Genomic DNA, 24,801 nt, shown 5'->3' with positions numbered 1-24,801 from the left:
GGCTCCGCGTCCCTTCAGGCCGCCGTCCGGATGCCGGCGGCGCCCAACACCGGGGACAGCGCCCCCAACGCCCGGTCGATGATCCGCCGGTTGTCCGCCGTCACCCGCGCTGCCCCCGCGACGATGCGTTCGCGCGCCCGGTCGTCGGTCAGCAGCCGCCGGGTCTCGCGGGTCAGCGCATCGCCGTCCGCGACCGGCAGGGCGCCGCCGGCGGCCTCCAGCATGTGGGTGATCTCGCCGAAATTGAACATGTGCGGGCCGTAGAGCACCGCGCAGCCCAGCTGCGCCGGCTCCACCGGGTTCTGCCCGCCATGGGGAATGAAGGAGCCGCCCATGCACACCACCGGCGCGGCACGGTAGAACAGCCCCAATTCGCCCATGGTGTCGGCGATGTAGACGGCATGCTCCGGTCCCGGCAGCCGATGCCCGGCCGTGCGCTGCAGAACCGCCAATCCGCGCGCCCGCATCAGCTCGGCGATGGCGTCGCCGCGATGGGCATGGCGCGGCGCGATGACGGTCAGCAGGCCAGGCAGAGCCGGCGCCAGCGCGGCATGGACCGCCGCGGCGATCTCGTCCTCCCCCGGGTGGGAGCTGGCGAGCAGCCAGACGGGGCGGCCGGCCAGGGATGCCCGCAGCGGCTCCATCGCGTCGGACGCGGCGGGAGGCGGCTCGGCGGAGAATTTCAGGTTGCCGACGCTGGCGACGCCGGAGGCCCCCAGCCGGCGCAGCCGCTCCGCATCGCCCTCCGTCTGTGCCAGCGTGACCTGGAAGGTGGACAGCAGGCCGCCGATCAGGCCGGGGGCGTTGCGCCAGCGCGAGAAGCTGCGTTCGGACATACGGGCGTTGACCAGCGCGGCCGGGATCGAGCGGGCACGGATGCCGGCCAGCAGGTTCGGCCAGATCTCCGATTCCGTCCACAGCACCGCGTCGGGCCGCCAATGGTCGAGGAAGCTGTCGACCGCGCCTGGCAGATCGACCGGCACATATTGGTGGATGGCGCGCTCCGGCAGCCGCCGCCCCATCAGCTCGGCCGAGGTGACGGTGCCGGTGGTCATCAGCACGGTCAGGTCGGGCGCGCTGTCCAGCAGCCGGCCGACCAGCACCAGGACCGAATTCGCCTCCCCCACGCTGGCCGCGTGGATCCAGACCAGCGGACCGGCCGGCCGGGCGCGCGAGGCCATGCCGAACCGCTCCGCCTGACGGGCGGGGTCCTCCTTGCCGGCAGCGCGGCGGCGGTCGAGATAGAGGCGCACCGCCGGCCCGGCGACGGTCGTCAGGCCACGGTAGAGGGATTGCAGCATCAAGGCCCGGAACAGGAGACGTACGACAACGGGCGCGTTGCCGGTCCCCCTGATACGGAACACCGGCGACGCGCCCGGCGGCACCTTAGCACGCGGCAACCGTTCCGTAACAGGGGCCGGTGCGGTGGAGAGACGCGTGGCCCACTGCCCTGTGCGGACAGTCAGCCCTCAAGGCAGGAAGGTCTCGATCCCCAACGCAAGTCCAGCTTCCGCCAAACGGCGATCCAGAGTGCAAAGGCACGCTCCGGCTTCCGCGGCGATGGCGAGATGCAGGGCATCCCCGGCGCGCAGGCCAAGCATGTGCTGGTCGGCAAACCGCGCCGCCGTTCGGAAATGCGCCGCATCGACGGCAAGCGTCGTGAAGGTTTCCGCGCAGAGGCGGGTGAAGAGCGCCAGCGCCGCCGCGCGATGGGAGGGGGCGAGTTGCCCCGTCCGCAACTTGATCGCCAGGGCCGACGAGACTTCCGTCACCACCCATGGGCTGATCAGAAGGTCGGCGGGTTCCTGACGATGCAGCCAGGATTGCACGCGCACGGTCGACGCCTCGTTCGTCAGTGCGGCAACCACCAGCGACGTGTCGAGATAGCGGCTCAATAACGCTCGCCATCGCGCATGTTGCGGATAAGCTCCTCGGCGCTCTCCGACTGCATCGGCATGGCGTTGGTCACCGCCTGAAGTTCAGCCAGGGATATCGGGCGGCGGCCGGACTGCACGGCGGTCAGTTGCGCGACCGGCTTGCCCCGTTTCGTGATGCAGACGGTCTCTCCCGCTTCCGCCTGCGCAACCAGTTCGCTGAGATGGGCCTTCGCATCGGCAAGGGGGATCATGTTCATGTCGGAGCATCCTGACCAGATGATTGGTCAGATATAATCCGCCCTGTCCTTTTCGCCAAACCCCGTCTCACCGCTCCGCCAGCGCCAGCTTGGCGCCCAGCGCCGCGAAGGCGGCGGCGAAGCTGCGGCGCATCCAGGCCATCACCCGCGGGCGGGAGACCACCTGATCGCGCACCGCGGCGGCGAACAGGCCGTAGACGACGAAGACCGCGAAGGTCAGCGCCATGAACACGCCGCTGAGTTCCAGCATGCGGGCGAGCGGCTGCGGGTCGGCGTCGCTGACGAACTGCGGCAGGAAGGCCAGGAAGAAGATCGACAGCTTCGGGTTCAGCACATTGACCAGCACCGCCCGCAGGATCATCCGCCCGGCCGAACGCTGCGTCCTGTCCGCCGTCCCGTCCGTCTCGACGCTCAGCGCCCCTTGCTCCTTCAGCGTCGCCCAGGCCATGTAGAGCAGATAGAGCACGCCCAGGATCTTCAGCCCCTGGAACGCCACCGCGCTGGTGTGCAGCAGGGCGGCCAACCCCAGCACCGCCGCCGCCATGTGCGGTACGATCCCCAACGTGCAGCCGAAGGCCGTCACCGCGCTGGCCCGCGCCCCCTGTGACAACCCCGCCGCCAGCGTGAGCAGCACGCCGGTTCCGGGCGAGGCGACGACGATCAGGGAGGTGATGAGGAATTCGGGAGTCATGGCCGGGAACCTCGCGTCGGAGTGGCGATCCGGCGAAATGGAACCATGGCACCCGTCCTTCGCCAAGCGGAATGAGTAAGTGAGTGCCGCCCCCCTTTACGTAAACGGCCGCAGGTTCGACAAAAACTGTTCGGCCGACCGGCGCCAGGAATAGCCCAGCGCATAGTCCCGGCAGGTCTGCGCCGGGATCGCCAGCGCCCCTTCCACCGCCCGCTTCAGATCTTCGTCCAGGCAGCCGGCGCCGGAGCCGTCGACCACGTCCAGCGGTCCCGGCACCGGATAGGCCGCCACCGGCACGCCGGAGGCCAGCGCCTCCAGCAGAACAAGACCGAAGGTGTCGGTGCGCGACGGGAAGACGAAGACGTCGGCCGCCGCGTAATGCTTGGCCAGATCCTCGCCATGCTTGGCGCCGACCCAGTGGACGCCGGGGTATTTGCGCTGCAACTCCTCCCGCGCCGGGCCGTCGCCGACCACCACCTTGGTGCCGGGCAGGTCAAGGCGCAGGAAATCCTCCAGGTTCTTTTCCACCGCGACGCGGCCGACATACATCGACACCGGGCGCGGCAGATCGAGGAAGCCCTTGTCGCGGGGCCGGAACAGCTCGGTATCGACTCCGCGGGTCCAGCGGCGGATGTTGGCGAAGCCGCGGTGCGTCAGCGCGTCCTCGATGGTCTGGGTTGCCACCATCACCGCCGAGGACGGCTTGTGGAAGCGGCGGACCACCGCATAGGACAAGGCCAGCGGGATCGGCGCGCGGTCGCGCACATATTCGGGAAAGCGCGTGTGGTAGGCGGTGGTGAAGGGCTTGCCATGCTTCAGGCAATAGGACCGCGCGGCGAAGCCCAGCGGCCCTTCGGTGGCGATGTGGATGCAGTCGGGCCGCATGCCCTCGATCATCGCCCACAGCCGCCGCTTCGCCCCCAACGCCAGCCGGATTTCCGGGTAGGTCGGCATCGGCAGGGTGCGGAAACGGTCGGGGCCGATCACCTCGACGCTGTGCCCCATCGCCTCCAGCTCATCGCGCACGGTGCCGATGGTGCGCACGACGCCGTTCACCTGCGGGTGCCAGGCGTCGCTGACGATCAGGATGTTCACGCCGCTTCCCGTTCCTTCGCCGTGACCTTGCCCGCACTGGGACCAGGGGCCGGCAGCCGCTGCGCCATGACCTCCGTCCAGTGGATGATCTCCAGCGCGCCGCTGTCGTGCTCGACCAAGGCGGTACAGGACTCGACCCAATCGCCGTCGTTGCAATAGAGGATTCCTTCGATATCGCGCATCTCGGCGGTGTGGATGTGGCCGCAGACGACCCCGTCGACCTTGCGGCGGCGGGCTTCCTCGCCCAGGGCCTCTTCGTATTTGCCGATGAACTCGACCGCGGTCTTGGCCTTGTGCTTCAGATAGGCCGACAGCGACCAGTAGCTGAAGCCCAGCTTGCGCCGGACCCAGTTGAACAGCGTGTTGACGTGCAGCAGCGTGACATAGGCGTGGTCGCCCAGCAGGGCCAGCCACTTGGCGTAGCGCACCACCGCGTCGAACTTGTCGCCGTGGGTGATCAGCAGTCGCCGGCCGTCGGCGGTGGTGTGGACCCATTCGTCCACTACATGCACCCCGCCGAACTGCAGCCCGACATAGTCGCGCGCCGCCTCGTCATGGTTGCCGGGGATGTAATAGACCTCCACACCCTTGCGGGCGCGGCGCATGATCTTCTGCACCACGTCATTGTGCGCCTGCGGCCAGTACCAGCTTTTCTTCAGCCGCCAACCGTCGACGATGTCGCCGACCAGGAACAGGTGATCCGATTCGGTGTGTTTCAGGAAATCGAGAAGCAGCTCCGCCTGACAGCCGCGCGTTCCAAGGTGAACGTCGGATATCCAAATGCTGCGGTAGCGCTTGACCGCTGGGACGGCGTCCATCTTCCGCTCCGTCGTCGCCATGGCCGGTGGCCATCAAGACAACTGCCGTATAAAGGAAAGCAGCATACCTTGACAATGATTTGGAACACCCGCACCTATTCGTCACAGATATTTTTCCTGCCGTCATCATTTTGCATTTTTACTGAAACGGAACCGCCGTGAGTTCTTCACGGTTCTGCAACAGAAGGCGCCTCACGCGCCGGTCAAGGAGAGCGAATCGGTGCGCGACACGGTGCTGATGGACGAGAGCCTGGCGGCTGGCGCCGGCGATGGCGAGGGCGCGGCGATCGAGATGCGGCGGCTGCTGGTGATCCACAACCCGACGGCCGGCGGGCGGCGGGCGCGGCGGCTGCGCGCGGTGGTCGCCCGGCTGGAGGCGCGCGGGGTGAGCGTCGCCGTCAGGCCGACGGGCAAGCGCGGCGATGCCGAGGCCTTCGCCCGCGAGGCCGATCCCGCCGACATCGATGCGGTGGTGGCGGCCGGCGGCGACGGCACCATCAACGAGGTCATCAACGGGCTGGCGGTCCATGCCGACGCGGGCCGGCCGCTCCCGCTCGGCATCGTGCCGATGGGCACCGCCAACGTGCTGGCCGCCGAGTTGGGCCTGACCATGGACCCGGAGCGCATCGCCGCGGCGATCGCCGGCGGGCGGCGGACGATGATCTGGCCGGCGCTGGCGAACGGGCGGGTGTTCTCGCTGATGGCCGGGGTCGGGCTGGACGCGCGGGTGGTGGAGCGGGTCGACCCACGGGTGAAGCGGCTGATCGGCAAAGGCGCCTATGTGGCGGAAACGCTGGTGCAGCTGGCGACGCGGCCGGACCACCGCTATCGCGTGACGCTGGACGAGGGCGACGGCTGGGGCGATCCGCAGGAGGTGGCGTCTGTGATCGTCGCCAAGGGGCATTTCTACGGCGGCCGGTTCATCTGCGCGCCGGATGCGCGGCTGACGGACCCGGAACTGCATGTCTGCCTGTTCCCGCGCGGCGGGCGGCTGAACGCGCTGCGCTATGTCTGGGGCGTCACCGCCGGACGGCTGGCCAGTTTTCCGGAGTATCGCGTGGTGACGGCGAAGCGGGTGCGGATCGAAGGACCGGCGGGCGACGGGCTGTTCGCCGACGCGGTGCAGGGCGACGGCGACGTGCTGGCGCGGCTGCCTGTCGAGATCACGCTGGCGGGGTGGCGGTTGCCGGTGCTGGCGGGGTGAGTGGTTGCTTCGGGCGCCCCTCCCCATCCCTCCCCGCTCTCAGCGGACCTAGGGTCCGCCTGCCGCGTCAGCACAAAGCGGAGCTTTGTGCGAGAGCTTCGCGGTGGAGGGGGCGGGAGCTTTGCGGGAGTGCCGCGGCAGTTCCCTCTCCCGCGTTAGCGGGGGAGGGTTAGGGAGGGGGCATTCTTCGACAACTTCGCCGCCCTCGCCTGCTCCTGCAACGCGACGTAATGGTGCCAGACCAGCCGCGCCGCCAGCGAGCGGTGGGGCCGCCACGGCTCCGCCACCTCGATCAGCTGCTTCGCCGTCGGCTTGTCGGCCCAGCCCTTCAGCCGCTGAACGCCAAGCTGGATCGCCAGATCGCCGATCGGCCAGATGTCCGGCCGGTCGAGCGTGGTCATCAGATAGACCTCGGCACTCCAGCGGCCGATGCCCTTCAGCGCGACGAGCTGGGCAATCGCCTCCTCGTCGGGCAGGTCATGGATGATGTCGAAATCGAGCCGGCCGCTCGCCACCGCCTCGGCGAGGCCGCGGGCATAGCCGATCTTCTGGCGGGAGAAGCCGCAGGCGCGCAAGCTTTCGTCGTCCAGCGCCAGGATGGTGTCGGGCGTAACCTCGCCGCCCAGCCGGTCCTGCAGCTTGGCCCACAAGGCCAGCGCCACCTTGGTGGAGAGCTGCTGCTCCATCACCATGCGCAGCAGGCCGACGAAGCCGATCGGCCGGGTGAAATCGCGGATCACCGGGCCGCCGACGCGCAGGCATTCGGCAAAGATGGGGTCGAGCGCAGCCAGATGTTCAACGCTCATCGGCCGCGCTCCACTCCAGAAAACGCTCAATCAAGGCTGCCGGTGGATCAGGCCACCAGCTCGATGGCGTAGTCCTCGATCACGGTGTTGGCGAGCAGCTTGCTGCACATCGCCTCGACCTCCTTGCGGGCGGTCGCCTCGTCGGTGCTCTTGAGCTGCAGCTCGATCACCTTGCCGGCGCGGACGTCCTCGACGCCGTCGAAGCCCAGCGTGTGCAGCGCGTGCGCGATGGCCTTGCCCTGGGGGTCGAGAACGCCGCGCTTGAGGGTGACGTGAACCTTGGCCTTCATCGGATGTCCGCTCGCTTTACGGTGTTGGGTGGAGGGGGTGGTTGCTGTAGGGGAGTCACTGGATGGTCTTGGGACCCTTGACGTCGCTCGGCCCGCCTTCCGGCAGGATGCCGAGGCGCCGCGCGACCTCCTGATAGGCTTCCTCGACACGGCCCAGGTCCTGACGGAACCGGTCCTTGTCCAGCTTCTCGTTGGTCTTGACGTCCCACAGGCGGCAATTGTCGGGGCTGATCTCGTCCGCCAGGACGATCCGCATCTCCTCGTTCTCCCACAGCCGGCCGAATTCCAGCTTGAAATCCACCAGCTTGAGCCCGATGCCGAGGAAGAGGCCGGACAGATAGTCGTTCACGCGGAGGGACAGCGCGACCATGTCGTCGAGATCCTGCGGAGCCGCCCAGCCGAAGGCGGTGATGTGCTCCTCCGAGACCATCGGGTCGTTCAGCTCGTCCGACTTGTAGTAATATTCGATGATCGACCGCGGCAGCGGCGTGCCTTCGGGAATGCCGAAGCGGCTCGACAGGCTGCCGGCGGCGACGTTGCGGACGACGACCTCGATCGGGATGATCTCGACCTCGCGCACCAGCTGCTCCCGCATGTTCAGGCGGCGCATGAAGTGCGTGGGCACGCCGATCTCGGACAGCCGGCTCATCAGATACTCGGAGATGCGGTTGTTCAGCACCCCCTTGCCGGTGATGACGCCCTTCTTCTGGTTGTTGAAGGCCGTGGCGTCGTCCTTGAAGTATTGCACCAGGGTGCCCGGCTCCGGCCCTTCGAAGAGTACCTTGGCCTTGCCTTCGTAGATGCGCCGGCGTCGTGTCATCGCGTGATCGTCCAAATACGTAAGGACCGGTCAAGCGAGCTTGCCGGCCCAGGAATGTGCCAGAGTGATATAGCAAGCCGGGTGCACGAACACAACGACGGGGGCGGGAGGGCAGGATTGTGCGCTCGCCTCCTCACAGCTCCACCGGCGCATAGTCCACCGCATGCGGGCGGCCGGGGGCGAAGTGCCAGATCGGGTTCAGGTCGGGCCTTTCCACCCGCGGCACCGCCAGCAGGGAACTGGACGAGGTGCCGAAGCCGCTTGGCAGCAGGAAGTCCATGGCGCCGCGCTCGTCCGGCGTGCCCTCCCAGATCCGGCTGCCCATCAACTCCGGCCAGCCGCCCCAGGCGAAGGACTCCGCGTCGGGGGTGTCGGTTGTCGGGGGCACCGCATGCTCGAACAGCGGGCGGTAGAAGGCGGTGCGCGGGTCCTGCGGGTCGTCCAGTTCGAAGGCGGTCAGCATGTGGACGCCGGCGGGGATCGACGACACCTCCGGCCGGTGGCGCGGGTTGGCGCCGCGATGGACGACCAGATAGGCGTCGCGGTTGTCGGCGATCACCAGATTGAAGGGGCGATAGGCACGGATGTCGAGATCGGCGAAGCTGCGCGCGGCATCGGCGGCGTCGGCATGGTCCAGCGCGTCCAGCACCAGTTCGCCGCGCGACCGCTTGCCGGCCTCCGGCCCCAGCGTGCCGAAGCGGTTGAGGATGACCGCCACCACCCCCTCGTCGTTCAGACCCATCCAGGATCCGCCGGCCAGCTCGTCCAGTCCGGCGACCACATTCGGCCGATCGGGCCAATGGCGGGCGGGCGGAAGCCAGGGGCGTCCCGTCATCTCGTCACGGTTTCCGGCGACGACCAGTGGCCAGGTTGCGTCGGGTCGCCGCAGGAGGATCACGCTGCACATGCGATGCCTTGTCTTTTGTGGTGCCCAAGGGTATCCCGCCGCCCGAGGAAACTCTGCAGAATATCCGCGGCTGCGATGCGGCGGGGCAGTGACGACAACCGCTTCCGGGCTATATAATCATTGTAAACGGGAGCGAAACCAATAAGGAGCCTGGGTCCCCATGACGACCTTCGACGACCGCGAAAAGGCCTTCGAGAACAAGTTTCAGCACGACGAGGACCTGCTCTTCCGCATCCGCGCCCGGCGCGATCGGCTGGCCGGCGAGTGGGCCGCCGACCTGATGGGGCTGTCCGGGGCGGAGGCCGAGGCCTATGCCCGCCAGATCGTGGACACCGACATCGCCACCCTCGGACCGCACGACATCCGGGACAAGCTGTGCTCCGACCTGCACGCCCGCGGAGTCGACATCTCCGATCACCGGGTGGAAAAGCAGATGGCGCATTTCCTGGACGTCGCGCGCGAGCAGATCCATCGGGCCTGAATAGCAAGGCCGCCCTTGTCGCGGTCCTCGCGGACCCGCCGCCACACGCCGTTGCGGCGGGCCGCCTACTCCGCCGCGCGGTGCAGGACACGCTGGCCGGCATAATCGGCGATGCGGCGGATCAGCGTGTCGATCTCGCCCTTCAGCCGGGCGAAGCCGTCGTGGCGTTCCAGCGTCTCCTCGTTCATGTAGAGGCGGCGGTTGATCTCCAATTGGATCGAATGACGGCCGCGCGCCGGATCGCCGTAGCGCGCCAGCAGTTCCACCCCCTTATAGGGATCGTTGATCGCCACCGGATGGCCGAAGCCGCGCAGGGTCTCCGCCACCAGCCGGACGAATCCCGGCTCGCTGGTGGTGCCGTCGCGGTCGCCGATGACGAAATCCACCGCCAGCGGGTCGCGCCCGTCCGGCCGCAGCGACGACGGCATGGAATGGCAGTTGACGTGCCACACCGCGCCAAACCGCTCCGCCAGACCATCCAGCGCGAGCCGCATCTGGGCGTGGTAGGGCCGATAATAGCGGTCGATGCGGTCGGCAACCACCGACGCCGGCAGCTTCCCGTCATAGAGCGGCACGCCCGGCCGCAGCATGCTGCGGATCAGCCCCATGCCCAGCGTGCTGCGCGGCGTCGGCCGTAGCGGCGCCGGCCAATCGCCGTCGATCAGCGCCGGGTCGATGTCGTCGACGGCGCGGTTCACGTCGATGCAGGTGCGGGGAAACAGCGCGCACAGCAGGGTGGCGCCATGATCGGGCGCCGTGGCGAACAGCTCCTCCACATGGGTGTCCTCACCCTGGCGCAGCAGGGGATGCGGACAGATCACCCGGAAATCGGCGGGATAGACGCTGCCGCTGTGCGGCGAATCGAACAGCACCGGAAGGCGCCGGCCGACCGGGTCGTTGCGGACAAGAACGTCATCGATCACGAAGCTCATCGGCCGGCCCCGGCCAGACGCCCCGATGGAGACATCGGCAAGTTCGATTCCCGCCAGTTAAATTGCCGCAAGTTCAACCGCCGACCTTATCAATCCAGACAATCCTATAACCCATGCGTCAAGCCTCAGTCGACGGCAATTCGTCATGATCCTGCCATGCCGCCGCAACATCGCACCACGCGCATCAGCCAAAAAAACCGCCCTACCCAACTGGCCCGCACTGGCGCGGACTCGCTTGGTTCGTCATACTGATTGGAGCGCCCACCGCTGGCGAGCTTGCCGCTTGACCGACCCGCTCTTCGCCCCCGTCGAACTCTCCGCGCCGGACATCGCGCCCCACCGGCGCGGCAACACCGGCATCGACCACGTCACCAGCCTGTCGGCGGAAGAGCCGGGGCCGCACGTGGTGCTGAACGCGCTCGTCCACGGCAACGAGCTGTGCGGCGCCATCGCCCTGGATGCGCTGCTGCGGATGGGTCTGCGGCCGACGCGCGGACGGCTGACCTTCGTCTTCGCCAACACCGCCGCCTACGCCACCTTCGACCGCCAGAACCCCTATGCCTCGCGCTATCTGGACGAGGATTTCAACCGGTTGTGGTCGCCGGAGCATCTGGACGGCCGGCGCGACAGCGTGGAACTGCGGCGCGCCCGTGTCCTGCGACCGGTCTACGAGTCGGCGGACCTGCTGCTCGACCTGCATTCGATGACGGCGGACACCGCGCCGCTGACCCTGTGCGGCCGGACCACGCGCGGGCGCGACCTTGCGCTCGGCCTCGGCTATCCGGCCTGGGTGGTGGCGGACGGCGGCCATGCCGGGGGCAAGCGGCTGATCGATTACGGCAATTTCGCCGAGCCGGAGGGGTCGCACACCGCCATCCTGGTCGAATGCGGCCAGCATTGGCGGACCGAGACCGCGACGGTCGCGCTGGAAAGCTGCCTGCGCCTGCTTCTCGGCCTGGAGATGATCGATCCGCCACTGAACGGCCCCCGCCTGCGCCCGCGCGCCGATCCGCAGCGGGTGGTCGAGGTCACCGACGCCGTCACCGCGTCCAGCGAGCGGTTCCGCTTCACCGCCCCCTTCGTCGGCATGGAGGTGATCGGCCGCGCCGGCACCGTCATCGGCTGGGACGACGGGCGCGCGATCCTGACGCCCCATGACGACTGCGTCCTCATCATGCCCGCCCGGCGGGTGAAAGCCGGCCAGACGGCGGTGCGGCTGGGGCGGATCGTCGGCTAAGCGGTGTGGCTAACGAATGGGAGTGCGGACGGGGTGAGCGCCCGCGCCCTCACTTCGTTGCCGGCTTGCCCTTCGTCCAGGTCGCATTCGCGCTGAACAGCGGCACGGTGGAGATCGAGGTCTTGGCCGAGGCGTCCTTCACCTGTCGGCTGTACACCACATAAACCAGCGTGTCGTTCGGCCGGTCGTAGATGCGGCGAATGGCGATCGACTTGAAAATCAGGCTCTTCCGTTCGGAGAAGACCTCCTCCCCCTTCTGCGACAACTCGATGTCGCCGACGGTCACCGGGCCGGTCTGACGGCAGGCGATGGAGGCGTTGGACGGGTCCTCGAACCAGTTGCCCTTGCTCAGCCGGTCGATCAGGCTGCGGTCGAAATCGACCAGATGGCAGGTGATACCCTTCACCTTGGGATCCTCGATCGCCTGGATCTCCAACCCGTTGCCGGTCCAGTCGTTGGAGAAGCGGCCGACCACCTCGTCGGCCGCAGCCGTGCGCAGCGGGAGCGCGGCGGTCACCAGGCCCAGAACCAAAAGGCCGGCGGAAGCGTTCATCAGGGGAAACGGGCTGCGCATCTCGATCGGGTCTCCGGCAAGGACGGGCGGGGACCGCAGGATGCGCGGCCCGAAAGACACTCCCCTAGATCGGAGGGTCGGGCGCCGCCGTCAAGCGCCTCCCTCCGGAGGTCCGGCCACCGCGATGACAGACCGCAGCCCGCTCGCCTCGCTTCCCCCCGCCCCCGAGGCCCCGCTTGCCGGCACGCCGGAACCGGCGACCGAACCGTTGCCCGGACCCGGCCACCGCCGCGATCCGCTGACCATCGCCGCCGTCGGCCTGTTCGTCATCGCCGTGCTGTTCACGCTCTATTTCGGGCGCGACGTCCTGCTGCCGATCATGCTGGCGCTGATCCTGAGCTTCCTGCTGCGCCCGCTGGTCCGCGCGCTCTATCGCGTCGGTATGCCCGAGGGGATCGGCGCCGCCGTCATGGTCGTCATGCTGTTCGGCGGCGTGCTGCTGGCGGTCTATACCCTGTCCGCCCCGGCGGCGGAGTGGGTGAACCGCATGCCGCGGGTCCTGCATGAGCTGGAGTTCAAGCTGGGCGACATCCGCGCCGGCATCGACCGCGCCCGCGAAGCCTCCCGACAGATCGAGCAGATCACCAAGGAGACCGGCAGCGACGGGCCGGTGCGCGAAGTGGTGGTGCGCGGTCCGACCCTGATGGAACAGGCGGTCAGCCAGGTCGAATCGGTTCTCGCCAACGTCGTGATCCTGCTGGTGCTGCTCTATTTCTTCCTCGCCCGTGGCCGCCATTCGCTGGAGGCGCTGATCGGCACCATGCGCAACGTCGATGACCGCGTGCATTACGCCATGGTCGCGGCGACGCTTCAGCAGAACATCGCCGCCTATCTGCTGACCATCACCGTCATCAACGCGGTGCTGGGGCTGGCGACCGGGCTGGTGATGTGGATGTGGGGGCTGCCGAACCCGGCGCTGTGGGGAGTGATGGTGGCGCTGGCCAACTACATCCCCTTCATCGGCCCGGCGGTGATGACCGGCGTGTTCTTCCTGGTGTCGGTCCTGACCTTCGACAGCCTCGGCACCATCATCCTGCCGCCCCTGTCCTTCGTGGCGCTGACGACGATCGAGGGCAATTTCCTCACCCCCATGATCGTCGGCCGCCGGCTGTCGCTGAACCCCATCGCGGTGTTCGTGTCGATCCTGTTCTGGGGCTGGCTGTGGGGCATTCCCGGCGCGCTGCTGGCCGTGCCGATCCTGGCGATCCTGAAGATCCTGTTCGACGCGCACGAGCCGCTGAAGCCGGTGGGGGCGCTGCTGGGGGATTGAGGGTGAGATTGCCCCCTCCCTCCCGCTTCGCGGGTCCCTCCCTCCCCCGCCTTCGGCGGGAGAGGGTGAGTTTGCAAAGCGGCGGCAGTCCCCTCTCCCTCGAAGAGGGGGAGGGTTAGGGAGGGGGCGCCCGCAGCAACACCCTCACGCCACCGAAGCCAGCGGCAGATTGACCAGCAGGTTCTGCGGCTTCAGCTTCAGCCGCCGCCCTTCCGTCATCGCCAGCCCCAGATAAACCGGCCGGCCGGCGAGGTCGGGACGCATGGCGGCGGAGTCGGCGAAGTCCAAGCGGAACAGGGCGAGGATGCGGGCCAGCCGGTCCTCCCCCACCTCCACGCCGTTATACAGGTCGTTGAGGATCGCGGATGCTGCGCTGTCGAGCCCGACATGCCAGACCCAACGGTCGTCGCGGATGTTCTGCACCGGCTGGATGTTGACCGTCACGCCCAGGAAATGCCCGACCCAGGCCTCCAGCACGCGCGCCAGCGCGTCCAGACCGGCGGCGGCGAAGGTGATGTCCAGCACGGTGTCGTGCCGGGCGTCACGGCCCCAATAGAGCGGATGGTTGGTCTCGTCGAGGATGTCCAGCTCGACGCTGCGGGGCGCGGTGCCGGCCTCCACCACCAGTCGTCCGAGCGAACCGAAGCCGCCCGACGCCGCCATCGTCTCCACCGTCTCGGCATCGGCGACGCGGACGCGGCCCTCCTCCACCGACACCGTCTGTTCACGGAAGAACAGCTCCCCCGCCCGCGCGCGCAGGCCGGACGGTGTCTCATCCAGGATGCCGCGCAGGATGGCGTGGACCAACTGGTCGATGAACAGGGCGGGCACCCCGCGGGCACCCTCGCGGAACAGGCGGATGTAGCAGCCTTCCAGTGTTCCGGCCGCGAGCAGACGGTCGCGGAAGGCCAGCCAGACCTGGAAATTCTCCCGCGCATCCGGGTCGGCGATGGCGTCGAGCAGCGGTGCGGGCACCGTCCGCGCCGGATCGTCCAGCAACGCCGCGTGCAGCATGCGCTCGGCATCGCAGGCCTCTTCCGGCGGGCGCATTTCGGGCCGGAGAAGGTAGGCGCGCAGGAAATCGGGCGTCACCGCCAGATGGTTGTCGGCATCGCGGGTCAACAGGTGGAAACCGGACGCCGTCCAGAAATCGGTCATGCTGCTGGGCACCTTTGGTCCTGAAGGCGCCTATCCGACGACAGAGCCGCCGCCCGGCGCAAGAGTCTTGTCGAGAAAGGCGTCGATGTCCGCCCACACCCGGTCGCGGATGGCGTCGCATTCCATCAGCAGTTCGTGCCGTGCCCCGGAATAGTCGACAAGCCGGGCGTTGCCGAGGCGGGCAACCACCGCGCGATGCGCCGCCGCACGCACCACCCGGTCGTCCGGCGCGCTCAAGAGCAGCACCGGCGTCCGCACCCGCTCCAGCGGCAGGGTGTGGCGCAGCGCATCCTCCGCATCCAGGGCGGCGGCGACCCAGGCGAAGCTGACGCCGCCGACGCGCAATTCCGGCCGCTCGGCATAGGGGGTGTGGAAGGCGGCGTAGCGTTTGGGATCGGCGGTGATCTTGTTGTCCAGGCTGAAGCGCCCCTCCGCCGGGTCGTAGTCGCCCTGCCCCAGCGCATAGCGGGCATCCAATCCGCAGGCGAGCCCGAGACCGGCCAGCCCCCGCACCAGCCAGCGTGGCAGCGGCCCGCTGTGGATGGCGTACATCGGCGCCGACAGCAGGACGGCGGCATAGCGGTCGGGATCATCGTCGGCATGGCGTGCCAGCGCCAGCGTCGCCACCAGCCCGCCCATGGAGTGGGCCAGCAGGATCACCGGCCCGCCCGTCTCCGCGGCGACCGGCGCCACCACCTGCCGATGAATCTCGTCGAGATCGTCCACCAGCGTCGCGAAGTCGGCCAGATGATGGATCTGCCGGTTGGGCAAGGGCCGGTCGGACAGTCCCTGGTTGCGCCAGTCGAGCGCCACCACGCGGAAGCCGCGGGCGGCCAGCGCCTCCGCTGTTTCGGCATATTTCTCGATGAACTCCGCCCGGCCGGTCAGCACCAGCGCCGTGCCGCGAACCTGCTCCGGCACCGGCCAGACGGCGACGCGCAGCCTGGCCCCGTCGGGCATCGCGACGAAGCGCATCTCCACCGAACCGGTGGCCGGGCCGGCCGCGGTTTCACTGGCAGGATTCGCCGCGTACTCGGATGCAGTCCAAGCGGCATCGTCGGCCATGCTTTCTCCCCTGACCGTTGTGTTGCAGACTGGAAGCGCGCCCGGAGGTGCCACCCACTTCGAATTCGTCAAGATATTGGAAACCAGAAATAGTAACGACATCTTGCATCGGCCGCGAGAGGGAACTCTTTTCCTTGAATACCGTTGGTCCGCCGTTGGAGGTGAACCGATGAAGACAACACGCATGATCGTCCTGGCGCTTGCCGCCGCTACCCTGAGTGGGACTGCCGTCCCCGCGCTGGCGAATGGAAAGGCCAAGGTTCCGCCCGTGCATGTCGAGCATGAGGATGGCGAGGAGATCCTCGTCCACAAGGGGGAAGCGTCCTTCTACAGCCAGAAATTCCATGGCCGCACCACAGCGAGCGGCGAAACGATGAACCAGAACAAGGCGACCGCCGCCTCGCGCACCCTGCCGCTGGGCGCCAAGGCGACCGTCACGAATGAGGAGAACGGCAAGAGCGTCGACGTCATCGTCAACGACCGCGGTCCTTATGTCGATGGTCGCGTAATCGACCTGTCGCGGTCTGCCGCCAAGAAGCTGGACATGATCGACGACGGCACCGCGCCGGTGACGGTTGAGGTCAAGCCGTCGGAGCAGCCGTCCGAGGCCGCGCGCGAAAAGGTGGAGGACAAGGTGGACCAGCTTACCCCCGACAGCCAGGTCGCCCAGGGGGACACCCGGCGAAACGGCAGCAGCGGGGGAGGCAAAAGCGACACAATGTCGCACTCCGGGTCCGGCAAGTAATGCTGCGATGCGGCGAAGACGGCTTCCGATTCGCCGCATCCGCCGCCGGATTTCCGTTCAATCGCCCAACCAACAGTCACCGTATGGTCAGGCCTCTGAAAAGAAACGGACTTTGCCGGCAGGACACGACAGGGCGACGCCAAAGTCGCACCAACGCCGCCGCAGCCGGCCCAGGGCCGTGACTTTTACCGTTAAGCCACTGATCCGGCACCATTCCCATCGCTATACCTTCGGACCGAAGTAATCCACCGGCACCACAACGGCTTCCATTGCGCCGTAGCCTGCCGAAGGGGACAGCCGTCTTTCCTGCGGACTTGTTCGGAACGTTAGAGATTTTTTTGCATTTTTGGAGGAGACGTGGTGCCATTCCCATCGCTGCGGCGCACACGACGCATTGCAGCGAACGGCGCGGCGCCCAGGCGTCAGACGCCGGAACAGGCACCGAGAGAAAGAGGAATTGCTGCGATGGACGACGTGCGTCAGGTCCGCAAGGATATCGAAGGCTACTGCATCGAAGACCTGTCCGTCGGCATGACGGCCAGCTTCGCCAAGACGGTGACGGAAGCCGACATCGTCCTGTTCGCAGGCATTTCCGGCGACACCAACCCGGTCCACATCAACCAGGAATACGCCGCCACCACCATGTTCCAGGGCCGCATCGCCCACGGCATGCTGACGGTCGGCTTCATTTCCGCCGTGCTGGGCACCAAGCTGCCGGGGCCGGGCTGCATCTACATGAGCCAGACGCTGAAGTTCAAGGCGCCGGTCCGCGCCGGCGACACCGTCACCGCCCGCGCCACCATCACCGAACTGATCCCGGAAAAGCGCCGCTGCGTCATCAAGACGGTCTGCACCGTCGGCGAGACCGTGGTGGTCGAGGGCGAGGCGCTGCTGATGGTCCCCTCTCGCGGTTGAATGGCCGCGGTTGATTGGCCGCGGTCGATCGGCCTGCTTGCGAGCGTAAAACACGCCGGCGCGTTTACCCCGCGCCGGCGTCGGTCTATATAGACGCCCGAGCAAGCGGACCCGCCAGGGTCCGCCCACAGCACCGGGGCGCGCATGCGACTGTACAGACACACCGCCGACCTGCCGGCCGAAGAGCGGGGCGCCGTCGTTGCGCTCGGCAATTTCGACGGCGTGCACCGCGGACATCAGACTGTCATCGGCACCGCCCAGCGCCTTGCGGCGGAAATGGGCGTGCCGTCGGCCGTCGTCACCTTCGAACCGCATCCGCGCAGCGTCTTCCGCCCCGACGACCCGCCCTTCCGCCTGACGCCCTTTCGCGTCAAGACCCGCCATATCGAGGCGCTGGGCGTCGATCAGCTGATCGTCTGCCATTTCGACGACAGCTTCCGCCACAAGACGGCGCAGGCCTTCGTCGACGAAATTCTGGTCGCCGGGCTGGGCGTGCGGCACGTCGTCTGCGGCTATGACTTCCTGTTCGGACACAAGCGGTCGGGCGATCCCGCCTTTCTGCTGAAGGCCGGCCGGGCCCAGGGCTTCGGCGTGACGGAGGTCGGGCCGGTGTCCGACGAACAGGGCGGCGTCTACTCCTCCACCCGCGTGCGCGATGCGCTGACCGCCGGCCGGCCGCGCGAGGCCGCCTTCGTTCTGGGTCATCCGTGGGAGATCGAGGGGCGCGTCGTCCATGGCGACCAGCGCGGCCGCACCATCGGTTTCCCCACCGCCAACATCGAGCTGGGCGAGTATCTGCGCCCGGCCTTCGGCGTCTATGCGGTGCGCGCCGGCATCGACCGCGCCGGCGAGACCGTCTGGCTGCCCGGCGTGGCCAATCTGGGCGCCCGCCCCACCGTCGACGGCACGGTCGCCCGGCTTGAGGCCCACCTGTTCGACGTCGACCTTGATCTGTACGATCTGCATCTGCGGGTCCAGATGATCGACTTCCTGCGGCCGGAGATGAAGTTCCCCAGCTTCGACGTGCTGAAGGACCAGATCGTGAAGGACGCCGCCGCCGCCCGCGCCGTGCTGGCGGCCGGCTGACCGGAGGGGCTGGAATGGAACGGGTGTTGATGCTGCTGTTCATGCTGAACCAGGGCGGCCCGACCACGCTGGAGTTCGCCAGCCTGGAGCAATGCAAGGCGGCCGAGCCGATCATCATCCAGAATTACCGCGAGATGACCGGCAACACCGTGCTGGCGCGCTGCATCCGCATGGTGCTGCCGGCCAAGTGACAGGGTAGTAAGCGATCCGCGCTGGCGGTGGTGGTTTCATCTGATACAGTGCCGCCCCGTCTCCGCTTCGCGTCAAAGCCGTTCCATGCCCCGTCCCGATTCCCTGTCCATCCGCGTCCTGCTGACGGCATTGGTCGCCTTCGGCCCGCTGTCCACCGACCTGTACCTGCCGTCGCTGCCGACGCTGGTGCGGGTGTTCGACACCGATGTCGCCACGGTGCAGCTGACGCTGTCGATCTTCCTGGTCGGCTTCGCGGTGTCGCAGCTGGTCTATGGCCCGATGTCCGACCGCTTCGGCCGGCGCCCGACCCTGCTGGTGGGGGTGACGATCTATCTGGCGGCCAGCGCCGTCTGCGCCATGACCAGCAGCATCGACGCGCTGATCGCCGCCCGCTTCTTCCAGGCTCTGGGCGCCTGCTGCGGGCCGGTGGTGGCGCGCGCGGTGGTGCGCGACGTGTTCGGGCGCGACCGGGCGGCGACGGTGCTGGCCTATATGTCGATGGCGATGGCGCTGGCCCCGGCGGTGGGGCCGATGCTGGGCGGCGTCCTGACGGAGTGGTTCGGCTGGCGCGCCAACTTCATGCTGCTGACCCTGTTCGCCTGCGGCATCCTGGCCGCGGTGTGGTCGATGCTGGGCGAGACCAACGCCCATCGCGACGAGGAGGCGTTGCGGCCGGGCCGGCTCGCCGCCAACTACCTGCTGCTGATGCGCAACCGCGGCTTCGTCGGCTATGTGCTGGTGGTGGCCTTTTCCTACAGCGGCATCTTCTCCTTCATCTCCGGCTCGTCCTTCGTGCTGATCGGGCAATTGCACCTGACCCCGGCGCAATATGGCGCCAGCTTCGGCGCCGTGGTCCTGGGATATATGCTGGGCACCTTCCTGGCCGGGCGGCTGACGCCGCGGCTGGGCGGCGCGCGGATGATCCGCATCGGCACGCTGCTGTCGCTGGGCGGCGGGCTGGTGGGCGGGGTGCTGGCGCTGACCGGGGTGCTGCACCTGCTGGCCATCGTGGTGCCGGTCTTCCTGTTCATCCTGGGCGCCGGGCTGACCCTGCCGAACGCCAGCGCCAACGCGGTGGGGCCCTACCCCACCATGGCCGGGCTGGCGTCCTCGCTGCTGGGCTTCACGCAGATGGCCATCGCCGCGGTCGTCGGCATCGTCGTCGGCCATCTGAACGACGGCACCACCCTGCCGATGATGGGAGCCATCGGACTGGTCGGGCTGGGCGCGCTGCTGGCGCACCGGCTGCTGGTCATCCCCGCGGCGCGTGGCGGGCGATCCGCCTGATCCGGCCCTGACGGGAGGTGGAGCGACGCCGCTCCCGCGCCTTGCCGTCGCCATCCTCCGCGTCCGCCCCGGCCTCCGCCGCTTCCAACTGCGGGAAGCGGTCCATCAGGACGGTGAACAGGATGGTCACCATCAGGCACAGGGCCAGCGTCATGCCGGCAAGCGCGTAATAGCCGGCGCCGCAGGCGATGCCCAGCCCGCCCGCCACCCAGATGATCGCGGCGGTCGTCGCCCCACGCACGCTGTCGCCGGAGCGGAACATCACGCCGGCGCTGATGAAGCCGACCGCCTGCGCCACGCCCTGGATGACGCGCACCGGGTCGCTCGGCCGCTCGTCGCCGCTGGTCTGCAGGCCGGTGACCAGCTCCAGCGCGACCAAGGTGGTCAGGGCGCAGCTGATGGAGATCAGCGTATGCGTGCGCAGGCCCGCCGCCTTGCCCCGCATCTCACGGTCGAGTCCAAGCAACGCACCGCAAAAGGCTGCCGCCAGCAGCCGCAATCCCATCTCCTGCGTTGTCAGAGCCTCGGTCAAGCCCATGAAATCACTCCGGTTTTTCAGCCTGCCAAACGGTCTGCCACTTTTTTGGGACGCACCGCATTTTTCACTTTGCATTCGATCGCGTTGGATCTATGTAACGCGAACTCGCAAGCGCACGTGCCGCTGGCCCGCCCCTCGGCGTCTCCGAGATGTGGTTATGCAACGACGTAACGCGTGATCCCCGACCGTCCCTTAAACAAGGCGGCGACTTGGAGGTTACGATGGTTGATGTTGTTGTGGGTGGGCGCGTGCTCACCCGTCTCCGAAATTTGCCGCTCCTGGACCATACGGACAGAACAGGGTTCTGTACGGGGCAATCCAGTATTGGCGGCCTGAGCGCCTGATCAGCTTTTTCAGTTGCTGATCGGCCCGCCCGGCCGCTCCGTTCCCCCGACTTCGCCCTTTCCGTTCCATCATCTTGCGTCCCAGGAGACTGAGATGACCCAGAAGATTGCGCGCTTTTTCGAAGAGCAGCGCCCGCAGACCCCTTGCCTCGTCATCGATCTGGACGTGGTCGAGCAGAACTACAACGATCTGCACGACGCCCTGCCCGACGCCCGCATCTTCTATGCGGTGAAGGCGAACCCGGCTGCGGAAATCCTCAGCCTGCTGGCCCGTCTCGGCTCCGCCTTCGACTGCGCCTCCGTCCCGGAAATCCAGATGGCGCTGGCCGCCGGCGCCACCCCGGAGCGCATCTCCTTCGGCAACACCATCAAGAAAGAAAGCGACATCCGCCGCGCCTATGAGCTGGGCGTGCGCCTGTTCGCCTTCGACAGCGAGCCGGAACTGGAGAAGATCGAGCGCGCCGCCCCCGGCGCCCGCGTGTTCTGCCGCATCCTGACCTCGGGCGAGGGCGCCGAATGGCCGCTGTCGCGCAAGTTCGGCTGCGACCTGCCGATGGCCCGCGACCTGCTGCTGAAGGCCCGCGACATGGACGTGCAGCCCTATGGCGTGTCCTTCCATGTCGGCTCGCAGCAGAAGGACCTGATGCAGTGGGACCACGCCATCTTCCAGGTGGCGCAGCTGTTCCGCGAGCTTGAGGTGCTGGGCGTCGATCTGGGCATGATCAATCTGGGCGGCGGCTTCCCCACCCGCTACCGCACCGACGTGCCGGAATGCACCGCCTACGGCCAGGCGATCTTCGACTCGCTGCGCACCCACTTCGGCAACCACCTGCCGGAGACCATCGTGGAGCCGGGCCGCGGCATGGTCGGCAGCGCCGGCATCATCGAGAGCGAAGTGGTCCTGGTGTCGCGCAAGTCGGCCGAGGATCCCAAGCGCTGGGTCTATCTGGACATCGGCAAGTTCGGCGGTCTAGCCGAGACGATGGACGAGGCGATCCAGTACCCGATCGAGGTGCTGGGCGACGAGCAGGAAGACGACCGTGAGGCGGTGATCCTGGCCGGCCCGACCTGCGACAGCGCCGACGTGCTGTACGAGCGTGCCGACTACAAGATGCCGATGGGTCTGAAGGCCGGCGACCGCGTGCGCATCCATGCCACCGGCGCCTACACCACGACCTACTCGGCCGTCTGCTTCAACGGCTTCGCGCCGCTGCACCACTACTGCATCTGAGGAGGCGGTGGGGCGACGTCCTGCCCGTCTTCTCGGTCCGCCCAAGAAAAAGCCCGCCTGCCGGTTCTTCCGGCGGCGGGCTTTTCTTTTTCCGACTGCCGCATTTCTGTGCAGCCTAACTTTTGGGCACGCCAAGCATCGGACAAAGAAAAAGGCCGCCTCCGATCAACGGAAGCGGCCTTTTCCGGTGCGTTCGCCGGCCGGCGTGCAGGCGCTCATTCGCGCCAGAACGGCTTCGACATCTCGCGCTCGGCGTCCAGGCGGCTGAAGCCGATGTCCTGGAGCATACGGTCGTCCAGATAGCCCAGTTCGCGGCGGGTCACGATGCGCTGGCGCCACAGGCCCAGCAGGTTCGACGCGACTTCGACGACATGGGCGAAGGTGGAAGTGCTGTGGCCGGTCTCGGCCGAATGAAGAAGGGTTGCCATGATGGAGATTCCTGAGATGTCTTGTTATGGAGGGTCCGCCGGTCGGCGATCACGTCCTCCTTGTGTGGAAATATAATTATGCTTCTTCGAGCCATGTTGCCACCCCCGACGGCAACATGCCCGCTTTGCAGGCAGCGAAGAACTCGCCATGGAATGTCACCGGTCTGTGGCAAAAACGTCATTGCGGATACTTACGGTTCGCTATACTGACAATAATGGACCCCTGCAACGACAGCCCCTGGACAAGGCCGCCCCACTTGGGCGATGTATTGTTTTACTTACGGATCAATTCAGCGGACCAGTGGACAGGTTCATGAACAGCCCCCTCACCCCCGCCGGCCAGACCTTCGACAGCATCGGCTTCGATGGCGACGATACGCTCTGGCACAATGAATCGCTGTTTTCGATGACGCAGGACCGCTTCCGCGCCCTGCTGGCCCATGCCGCCGATCCCACCGACCTCGACCGCCGCCTGCTGGAGGCGGAACGGGCGAACCTCCGCGTCTATGGCTACGGCATCAAGGGCTTCGTGCTGTCGATGATCGAGACGGCGATCGCCGTCACCGACGGCCATGTCCCGGCCCGCGACCTGCAGAGCCTGATCGACTTCGGCAAGGCGATGCTGGAGCATCCGGTGGAACTGCTGCCCGGCGTGTCGGAGGTGGTGGAGACGCTGGCCGGCCGCCACCGGCTGGTTCTGATCACCAAGGGCGACCTGTTCGACCAGGAGAGCAAGATCGCGCGCTCCGGCCTGTCGGAGCTGTTCCATGCGGTGGAGATCGTCAGCGAGAAGGACCCCGCCACCTACCGGCGGGTGATGGACCGCCACGGCATCGATCCGGCCCGTTTCCTGATGGTCGGCAATTCGGTACGCTCGGACATCCTGCCGGTGCTGGCCACCGGTGCCCACGCCGTCCACATCCCCTATGCCATCACCTGGGCGCATGAGGAGGCGGAGGTGCCCGACGATCACTACCGCCGGCTGGACTCGATCCGCGACCTGCCGGCGCTGCTGGCCGACTGGTGAGAAGGACCATCGATGACCCTGTCCATGCTGCCCACTCCCGACGGCATCACGCCGGAAACCGGCGCGCCGGCCGCCGACCGCATCCTGGCCGGGTCACCGGTCTTCACCACCTGGAACGGCTACGAATCGGATGACGGCAAGCGGTTCGCCGGCACTTGGCGGTCGACGCCCGGATCCTGGCGCATCGTCTATGACGAGTGGGAATATTGCGAGATTCTGGAGGGCGAGAGCGTCGTCACCCATGACGACGGGCGCTCCTGGACCTTGAAGGCCGGGGACCGTTTCGTGATCGAACCGGGTTTCACGGGAAGCTGGACGGTGGTCGTGGCCACCACCAAACGCTATGTGGTGGTCCTGCCCTGAGCCCAAGCCCTCAGCCCAAGCCCTCAGCCGACGATCTCGATCGAATGCTGGGCGGCGCTGTGGCCGAGGATGGTGACCGCCTTGCGGCCGATCTCCACCGCCAGCACGCCCAGCACCAGGACGGAGGCGACCAGAATCAAGCGGGCGATGTCACGAGACCAGCCGCGCTTGCGGGCGTTGGCGCGGCGATGCTCGCTCAGCACCGCCCGCGCTGCCCGGCCGCTCAGGCGCGGTCCCATCCAGGAGGTGGCAGCCATGATGCGCTCCCTCGGCTTCCCGAACAAATCGATACGCTTTTATATAAAATTTTATCTTGTTCGGCAAGTCGAGATTTCCGCTGCGGCGTACCGGAAGCAGCCGTAAGGGATTACTTGTTCATTCCGCTGGCGTAACGGATCGGATCGGTCGTTCCGGCTTCGGAAAAGCCCTTCAGGCGCAACAGGCAGCTGTCGCAGGCGCCGCAGGACAGCCCCTCCGGCGTCGGGTCGTAGCAGGAGTGGGTGAGGCTGTAGTCGACCCCCAGCTCGAGCCCGCGGCGGACGATGGCGGCCTTGTCCATCCGCATCAGCGGCGCATGGATCTTGAACCGGCTGGTGCCCTCCACCCCCGCCTTGGTGGCGAGGTTCGCCAGCGTCTCGAAGGCGGCGATGTATTCGGGGCGGCAGTCGGGATAACCGGAATAATCCAGCGCGTTGACGCCGATGAACAGGTCGGACGCCCCCAGCGTCTCCGCCCAGGCCAGCGCGAAGGACAGGAAGACGGTGTTGCGCGCCGGCACATAGGTGACGGGGATGCCCTCCCCCAGCCCGGCCGCCAGATCGGCGGCGCTTTCGTGCTTCGGCACGTCGATGGAATCGGTCAGGGCGGAGCCGCCGAAGGCGCGCAGGTCGATATCGGCGATCACATGCCGCTCCACCCCCATCGCCGCGACCACCCGCCGTGCCGCCTCCAGTTCCACCGAATGGCGCTGGCCATAGCGGAAGCTCAGGGCGTTGACCCGGTAGCCCTCGGCCTTGGCGATGGCGAGCACCGTCGTCGAGTCGAGACCGCCGCTGACCAGAACCACCGCCTGCCTGGACTCGTCCCGAGCCGCCATCGCACACCTGCCTTTCAAAAGCCGACCGCCCGCCGGGCGGACCCTCTGCGACAGCTTCTGACACATC

30 protein-coding genes are annotated in these 24,801 nt (G+C 67.5%); 12 read left to right on the top strand and 18 right to left on the bottom strand.

The window, feature by feature from the left end; translation table 11 throughout:
* Positions 1 to 14: 14 nt before the first annotated feature.
* The 6 genes from FZ029_RS04750 to FZ029_RS04725 form a co-directional block, all read right to left on the bottom strand.
* On the bottom strand, positions 15 to 1,301 hold the full coding sequence (locus tag FZ029_RS04750; protein ID WP_149268385.1) for a 3-deoxy-D-manno-octulosonic acid transferase: 1,287 nt from the start codon (positions 1,299 to 1,301) through the stop codon (positions 15 to 17).
* A 168-nt stretch (positions 1,302 to 1,469) separates the two neighbouring features.
* Positions 1,470 to 1,895 carry a type II toxin-antitoxin system VapC family toxin gene (locus FZ029_RS04745; RefSeq protein WP_149268203.1) on the bottom strand — a complete coding sequence of 142 codons (426 nt, stop codon included), beginning with the start codon at positions 1,893 to 1,895 and terminating at the stop codon, positions 1,470 to 1,472.
* On the bottom strand, positions 1,892 to 2,134 hold the full coding sequence (locus FZ029_RS04740) for a type II toxin-antitoxin system prevent-host-death family antitoxin (RefSeq protein ID WP_149268202.1): 243 nt from the start codon (positions 2,132 to 2,134) through the stop codon (positions 1,892 to 1,894). Before FZ029_RS04740 ends, FZ029_RS04745 begins: the two co-directional genes overlap by 4 nt.
* Positions 2,135 to 2,201: 67 nt before the next feature.
* Positions 2,202 to 2,825 carry a LysE family translocator gene (locus tag FZ029_RS04735; protein WP_149268201.1) on the bottom strand — a complete coding sequence of 208 codons (624 nt, stop codon included), beginning with the start codon at positions 2,823 to 2,825 and terminating at the stop codon, positions 2,202 to 2,204.
* A gap of 96 nt (positions 2,826 to 2,921) precedes the next feature.
* Positions 2,922 to 3,920: a glycosyltransferase family 1 protein gene (locus FZ029_RS04730; RefSeq protein ID WP_149197527.1), complete on the bottom strand. Its 999-nt coding sequence runs from the start codon at positions 3,918 to 3,920 to the stop codon at positions 2,922 to 2,924.
* Positions 3,917 to 4,738: a UDP-2,3-diacylglucosamine diphosphatase gene (locus FZ029_RS04725; protein ID WP_149197528.1), complete on the bottom strand. Its 822-nt coding sequence runs from the start codon at positions 4,736 to 4,738 to the stop codon at positions 3,917 to 3,919. Before FZ029_RS04725 ends, FZ029_RS04730 begins: the two co-directional genes overlap by 4 nt.
* 220 nt (positions 4,739 to 4,958) lie before the next feature.
* Here FZ029_RS04725 and FZ029_RS04720 point away from each other — a divergent pair, with 220 nt between their 5' ends.
* Positions 4,959 to 5,942 (top strand): diacylglycerol kinase family protein, encoded by a 984-nt coding sequence (locus FZ029_RS04720; RefSeq protein WP_149268200.1) that lies wholly within the window; start codon positions 4,959 to 4,961, stop codon positions 5,940 to 5,942.
* Between the two features lie 155 nt (positions 5,943 to 6,097).
* On the opposite strand, the gene FZ029_RS04715 is transcribed toward FZ029_RS04720, so the two are convergent.
* The 4 genes from FZ029_RS04715 to FZ029_RS04700 all read right to left on the bottom strand — a co-directional run bounded on the left by FZ029_RS04715 (position 6,098) and on the right by FZ029_RS04700 (position 8,765).
* Entirely contained in the window at positions 6,098 to 6,748 is a 651-nt protein-coding gene (locus FZ029_RS04715) for a DNA-3-methyladenine glycosylase (protein ID WP_149268199.1), read from the bottom strand.
* Between the two features lie 47 nt (positions 6,749 to 6,795).
* A complete protein-coding gene (gene purS, locus FZ029_RS04710; RefSeq protein WP_014246942.1) occupies positions 6,796 to 7,038 on the bottom strand; it encodes a phosphoribosylformylglycinamidine synthase subunit PurS in 243 nt (80 codons plus the stop codon).
* Positions 7,039 to 7,093: 55 nt separating this feature from the next.
* The gene (purC, locus tag FZ029_RS04705) at positions 7,094 to 7,858 is read right to left on the bottom strand and encodes a phosphoribosylaminoimidazolesuccinocarboxamide synthase (RefSeq protein WP_149268198.1); all 765 of its coding nucleotides are present in this window, start codon (positions 7,856 to 7,858) and stop codon (positions 7,094 to 7,096) included.
* A 133-nt stretch (positions 7,859 to 7,991) separates the two neighbouring features.
* Positions 7,992 to 8,765 (bottom strand): NRDE family protein, encoded by a 774-nt coding sequence (locus tag FZ029_RS04700; RefSeq protein WP_149197531.1) that lies wholly within the window; start codon positions 8,763 to 8,765, stop codon positions 7,992 to 7,994.
* Between the two features lie 160 nt (positions 8,766 to 8,925).
* On the opposite strand from FZ029_RS04700, the gene FZ029_RS04695 reads away from it, so the two are divergent.
* The gene (locus FZ029_RS04695) at positions 8,926 to 9,246 is read left to right on the top strand and encodes a DUF1476 domain-containing protein (protein ID WP_149197532.1); all 321 of its coding nucleotides are present in this window, start codon (positions 8,926 to 8,928) and stop codon (positions 9,244 to 9,246) included.
* Positions 9,247 to 9,311: 65 nt separating this feature from the next.
* Here FZ029_RS04695 and FZ029_RS04690 read toward each other — a convergent pair whose 3' ends face one another.
* Complete coding sequence (locus tag FZ029_RS04690; RefSeq protein WP_149268197.1) at positions 9,312 to 10,178, bottom strand: N-formylglutamate amidohydrolase; 867 nt, start codon at positions 10,176 to 10,178, stop codon at positions 9,312 to 9,314.
* Between the two features lie 283 nt (positions 10,179 to 10,461).
* On the opposite strand from FZ029_RS04690, the gene FZ029_RS04685 reads away from it, so the two are divergent.
* Positions 10,462 to 11,415: a succinylglutamate desuccinylase/aspartoacylase family protein gene (locus FZ029_RS04685; RefSeq protein ID WP_149268196.1), complete on the top strand. Its 954-nt coding sequence runs from the start codon at positions 10,462 to 10,464 to the stop codon at positions 11,413 to 11,415.
* A gap of 49 nt (positions 11,416 to 11,464) precedes the next feature.
* Here the strand turns inward: FZ029_RS04685 and FZ029_RS04680 are convergent, their stop codons facing one another.
* On the bottom strand, positions 11,465 to 11,989 hold the full coding sequence (locus FZ029_RS04680) for a CreA family protein (RefSeq protein WP_149268195.1): 525 nt from the start codon (positions 11,987 to 11,989) through the stop codon (positions 11,465 to 11,467).
* A 124-nt stretch (positions 11,990 to 12,113) separates the two neighbouring features.
* On the opposite strand from FZ029_RS04680, the gene FZ029_RS04675 reads away from it, so the two are divergent.
* Complete coding sequence (locus FZ029_RS04675) at positions 12,114 to 13,259, top strand: AI-2E family transporter (RefSeq protein WP_149197536.1); 1,146 nt, start codon at positions 12,114 to 12,116, stop codon at positions 13,257 to 13,259.
* Positions 13,260 to 13,403: 144 nt separating this feature from the next.
* On the opposite strand, the gene FZ029_RS04670 is transcribed toward FZ029_RS04675, so the two are convergent.
* Both FZ029_RS04670 and FZ029_RS04665 read right to left on the bottom strand, forming a co-directional pair.
* Positions 13,404 to 14,417, bottom strand: coding sequence for a DUF6352 family protein (locus FZ029_RS04670; protein WP_149268194.1), 1,014 nt, complete (start codon positions 14,415 to 14,417; stop codon positions 13,404 to 13,406).
* 30 nt (positions 14,418 to 14,447) lie between these two features.
* On the bottom strand, positions 14,448 to 15,482 hold the full coding sequence (locus FZ029_RS04665) for an alpha/beta hydrolase (protein WP_247892147.1): 1,035 nt from the start codon (positions 15,480 to 15,482) through the stop codon (positions 14,448 to 14,450).
* Between the two features lie 169 nt (positions 15,483 to 15,651).
* Here FZ029_RS04665 and FZ029_RS04660 point away from each other — a divergent pair, with 169 nt between their 5' ends.
* The 5 genes from FZ029_RS04660 to FZ029_RS04645 all read left to right on the top strand — a co-directional run bounded on the left by FZ029_RS04660 (position 15,652) and on the right by FZ029_RS04645 (position 19,707).
* Positions 15,652 to 16,227, top strand: a complete 576-nt coding sequence (locus tag FZ029_RS04660; protein WP_149268193.1) for a septal ring lytic transglycosylase RlpA family protein — start codon at positions 15,652 to 15,654, stop codon at positions 16,225 to 16,227.
* Between the two features lie 465 nt (positions 16,228 to 16,692).
* Positions 16,693 to 17,142 carry a MaoC family dehydratase gene (locus FZ029_RS04655; RefSeq protein WP_109076331.1) on the top strand — a complete coding sequence of 150 codons (450 nt, stop codon included), beginning with the start codon at positions 16,693 to 16,695 and terminating at the stop codon, positions 17,140 to 17,142.
* Positions 17,143 to 17,286: 144 nt separating this feature from the next.
* On the top strand, positions 17,287 to 18,228 hold the full coding sequence (locus tag FZ029_RS04650) for a bifunctional riboflavin kinase/FAD synthetase (RefSeq protein WP_149197539.1): 942 nt from the start codon (positions 17,287 to 17,289) through the stop codon (positions 18,226 to 18,228).
* A gap of 14 nt (positions 18,229 to 18,242) precedes the next feature.
* Complete coding sequence (locus FZ029_RS32885) at positions 18,243 to 18,419, top strand: hypothetical protein (protein WP_174757336.1); 177 nt, start codon at positions 18,243 to 18,245, stop codon at positions 18,417 to 18,419.
* An 85-nt stretch (positions 18,420 to 18,504) separates the two neighbouring features.
* A complete protein-coding gene (locus FZ029_RS04645) occupies positions 18,505 to 19,707 on the top strand; it encodes a multidrug effflux MFS transporter (protein ID WP_149268192.1) in 1,203 nt (400 codons plus the stop codon).
* Here the strand turns inward: FZ029_RS04645 and FZ029_RS04640 are convergent.
* On the bottom strand, positions 19,673 to 20,245 hold the full coding sequence (locus tag FZ029_RS04640) for an MgtC/SapB family protein (RefSeq protein WP_149268191.1): 573 nt from the start codon (positions 20,243 to 20,245) through the stop codon (positions 19,673 to 19,675). The genes FZ029_RS04645 and FZ029_RS04640 overlap by 35 nt on opposite strands.
* 438 nt (positions 20,246 to 20,683) lie before the next feature.
* Here FZ029_RS04640 and FZ029_RS04635 point away from each other — a divergent pair, with 438 nt between their 5' ends.
* Entirely contained in the window at positions 20,684 to 21,820 is a 1,137-nt protein-coding gene (locus FZ029_RS04635) for a type III PLP-dependent enzyme (RefSeq protein WP_109076327.1), read from the top strand.
* 215 nt (positions 21,821 to 22,035) lie between these two features.
* Here the strand turns inward: FZ029_RS04635 and FZ029_RS04630 are convergent, their stop codons facing one another.
* Positions 22,036 to 22,248, bottom strand: a complete 213-nt coding sequence (locus tag FZ029_RS04630) for a DUF1127 domain-containing protein (RefSeq protein WP_136705180.1) — start codon at positions 22,246 to 22,248, stop codon at positions 22,036 to 22,038.
* A 313-nt stretch (positions 22,249 to 22,561) separates the two neighbouring features.
* Here FZ029_RS04630 and FZ029_RS04625 point away from each other — a divergent pair, with 313 nt between their 5' ends.
* Positions 22,562 to 23,275 carry an HAD family hydrolase gene (locus tag FZ029_RS04625; RefSeq protein WP_149268190.1) on the top strand — a complete coding sequence of 238 codons (714 nt, stop codon included), beginning with the start codon at positions 22,562 to 22,564 and terminating at the stop codon, positions 23,273 to 23,275.
* A gap of 12 nt (positions 23,276 to 23,287) precedes the next feature.
* Complete coding sequence (locus FZ029_RS04620) at positions 23,288 to 23,638, top strand: cupin domain-containing protein (protein WP_149268189.1); 351 nt, start codon at positions 23,288 to 23,290, stop codon at positions 23,636 to 23,638.
* Between the two features lie 23 nt (positions 23,639 to 23,661).
* Here FZ029_RS04620 and FZ029_RS04615 read toward each other — a convergent pair whose 3' ends face one another.
* Together FZ029_RS04615 and queC are read right to left on the bottom strand one after the other, a co-directional pair.
* Complete coding sequence (locus FZ029_RS04615) at positions 23,662 to 23,895, bottom strand: hypothetical protein (RefSeq protein WP_149268188.1); 234 nt, start codon at positions 23,893 to 23,895, stop codon at positions 23,662 to 23,664.
* A gap of 110 nt (positions 23,896 to 24,005) precedes the next feature.
* Positions 24,006 to 24,734, bottom strand: coding sequence for a 7-cyano-7-deazaguanine synthase QueC (gene queC / locus FZ029_RS04610; RefSeq protein ID WP_149268187.1), 729 nt, complete (start codon positions 24,732 to 24,734; stop codon positions 24,006 to 24,008).
* Positions 24,735 to 24,801 lie beyond the last annotated feature (67 nt).

It is taken from the genome of Azospirillum sp. Sh1 (assembly GCF_008365135.1).
Classification (GTDB): domain Bacteria; phylum Pseudomonadota; class Alphaproteobacteria; order Azospirillales; family Azospirillaceae; genus Azospirillum; species Azospirillum oryzae.
Note: the sequence above shows the minus strand (reverse complement) of the source record. Positions and strands in the feature narration are given on the sequence as shown.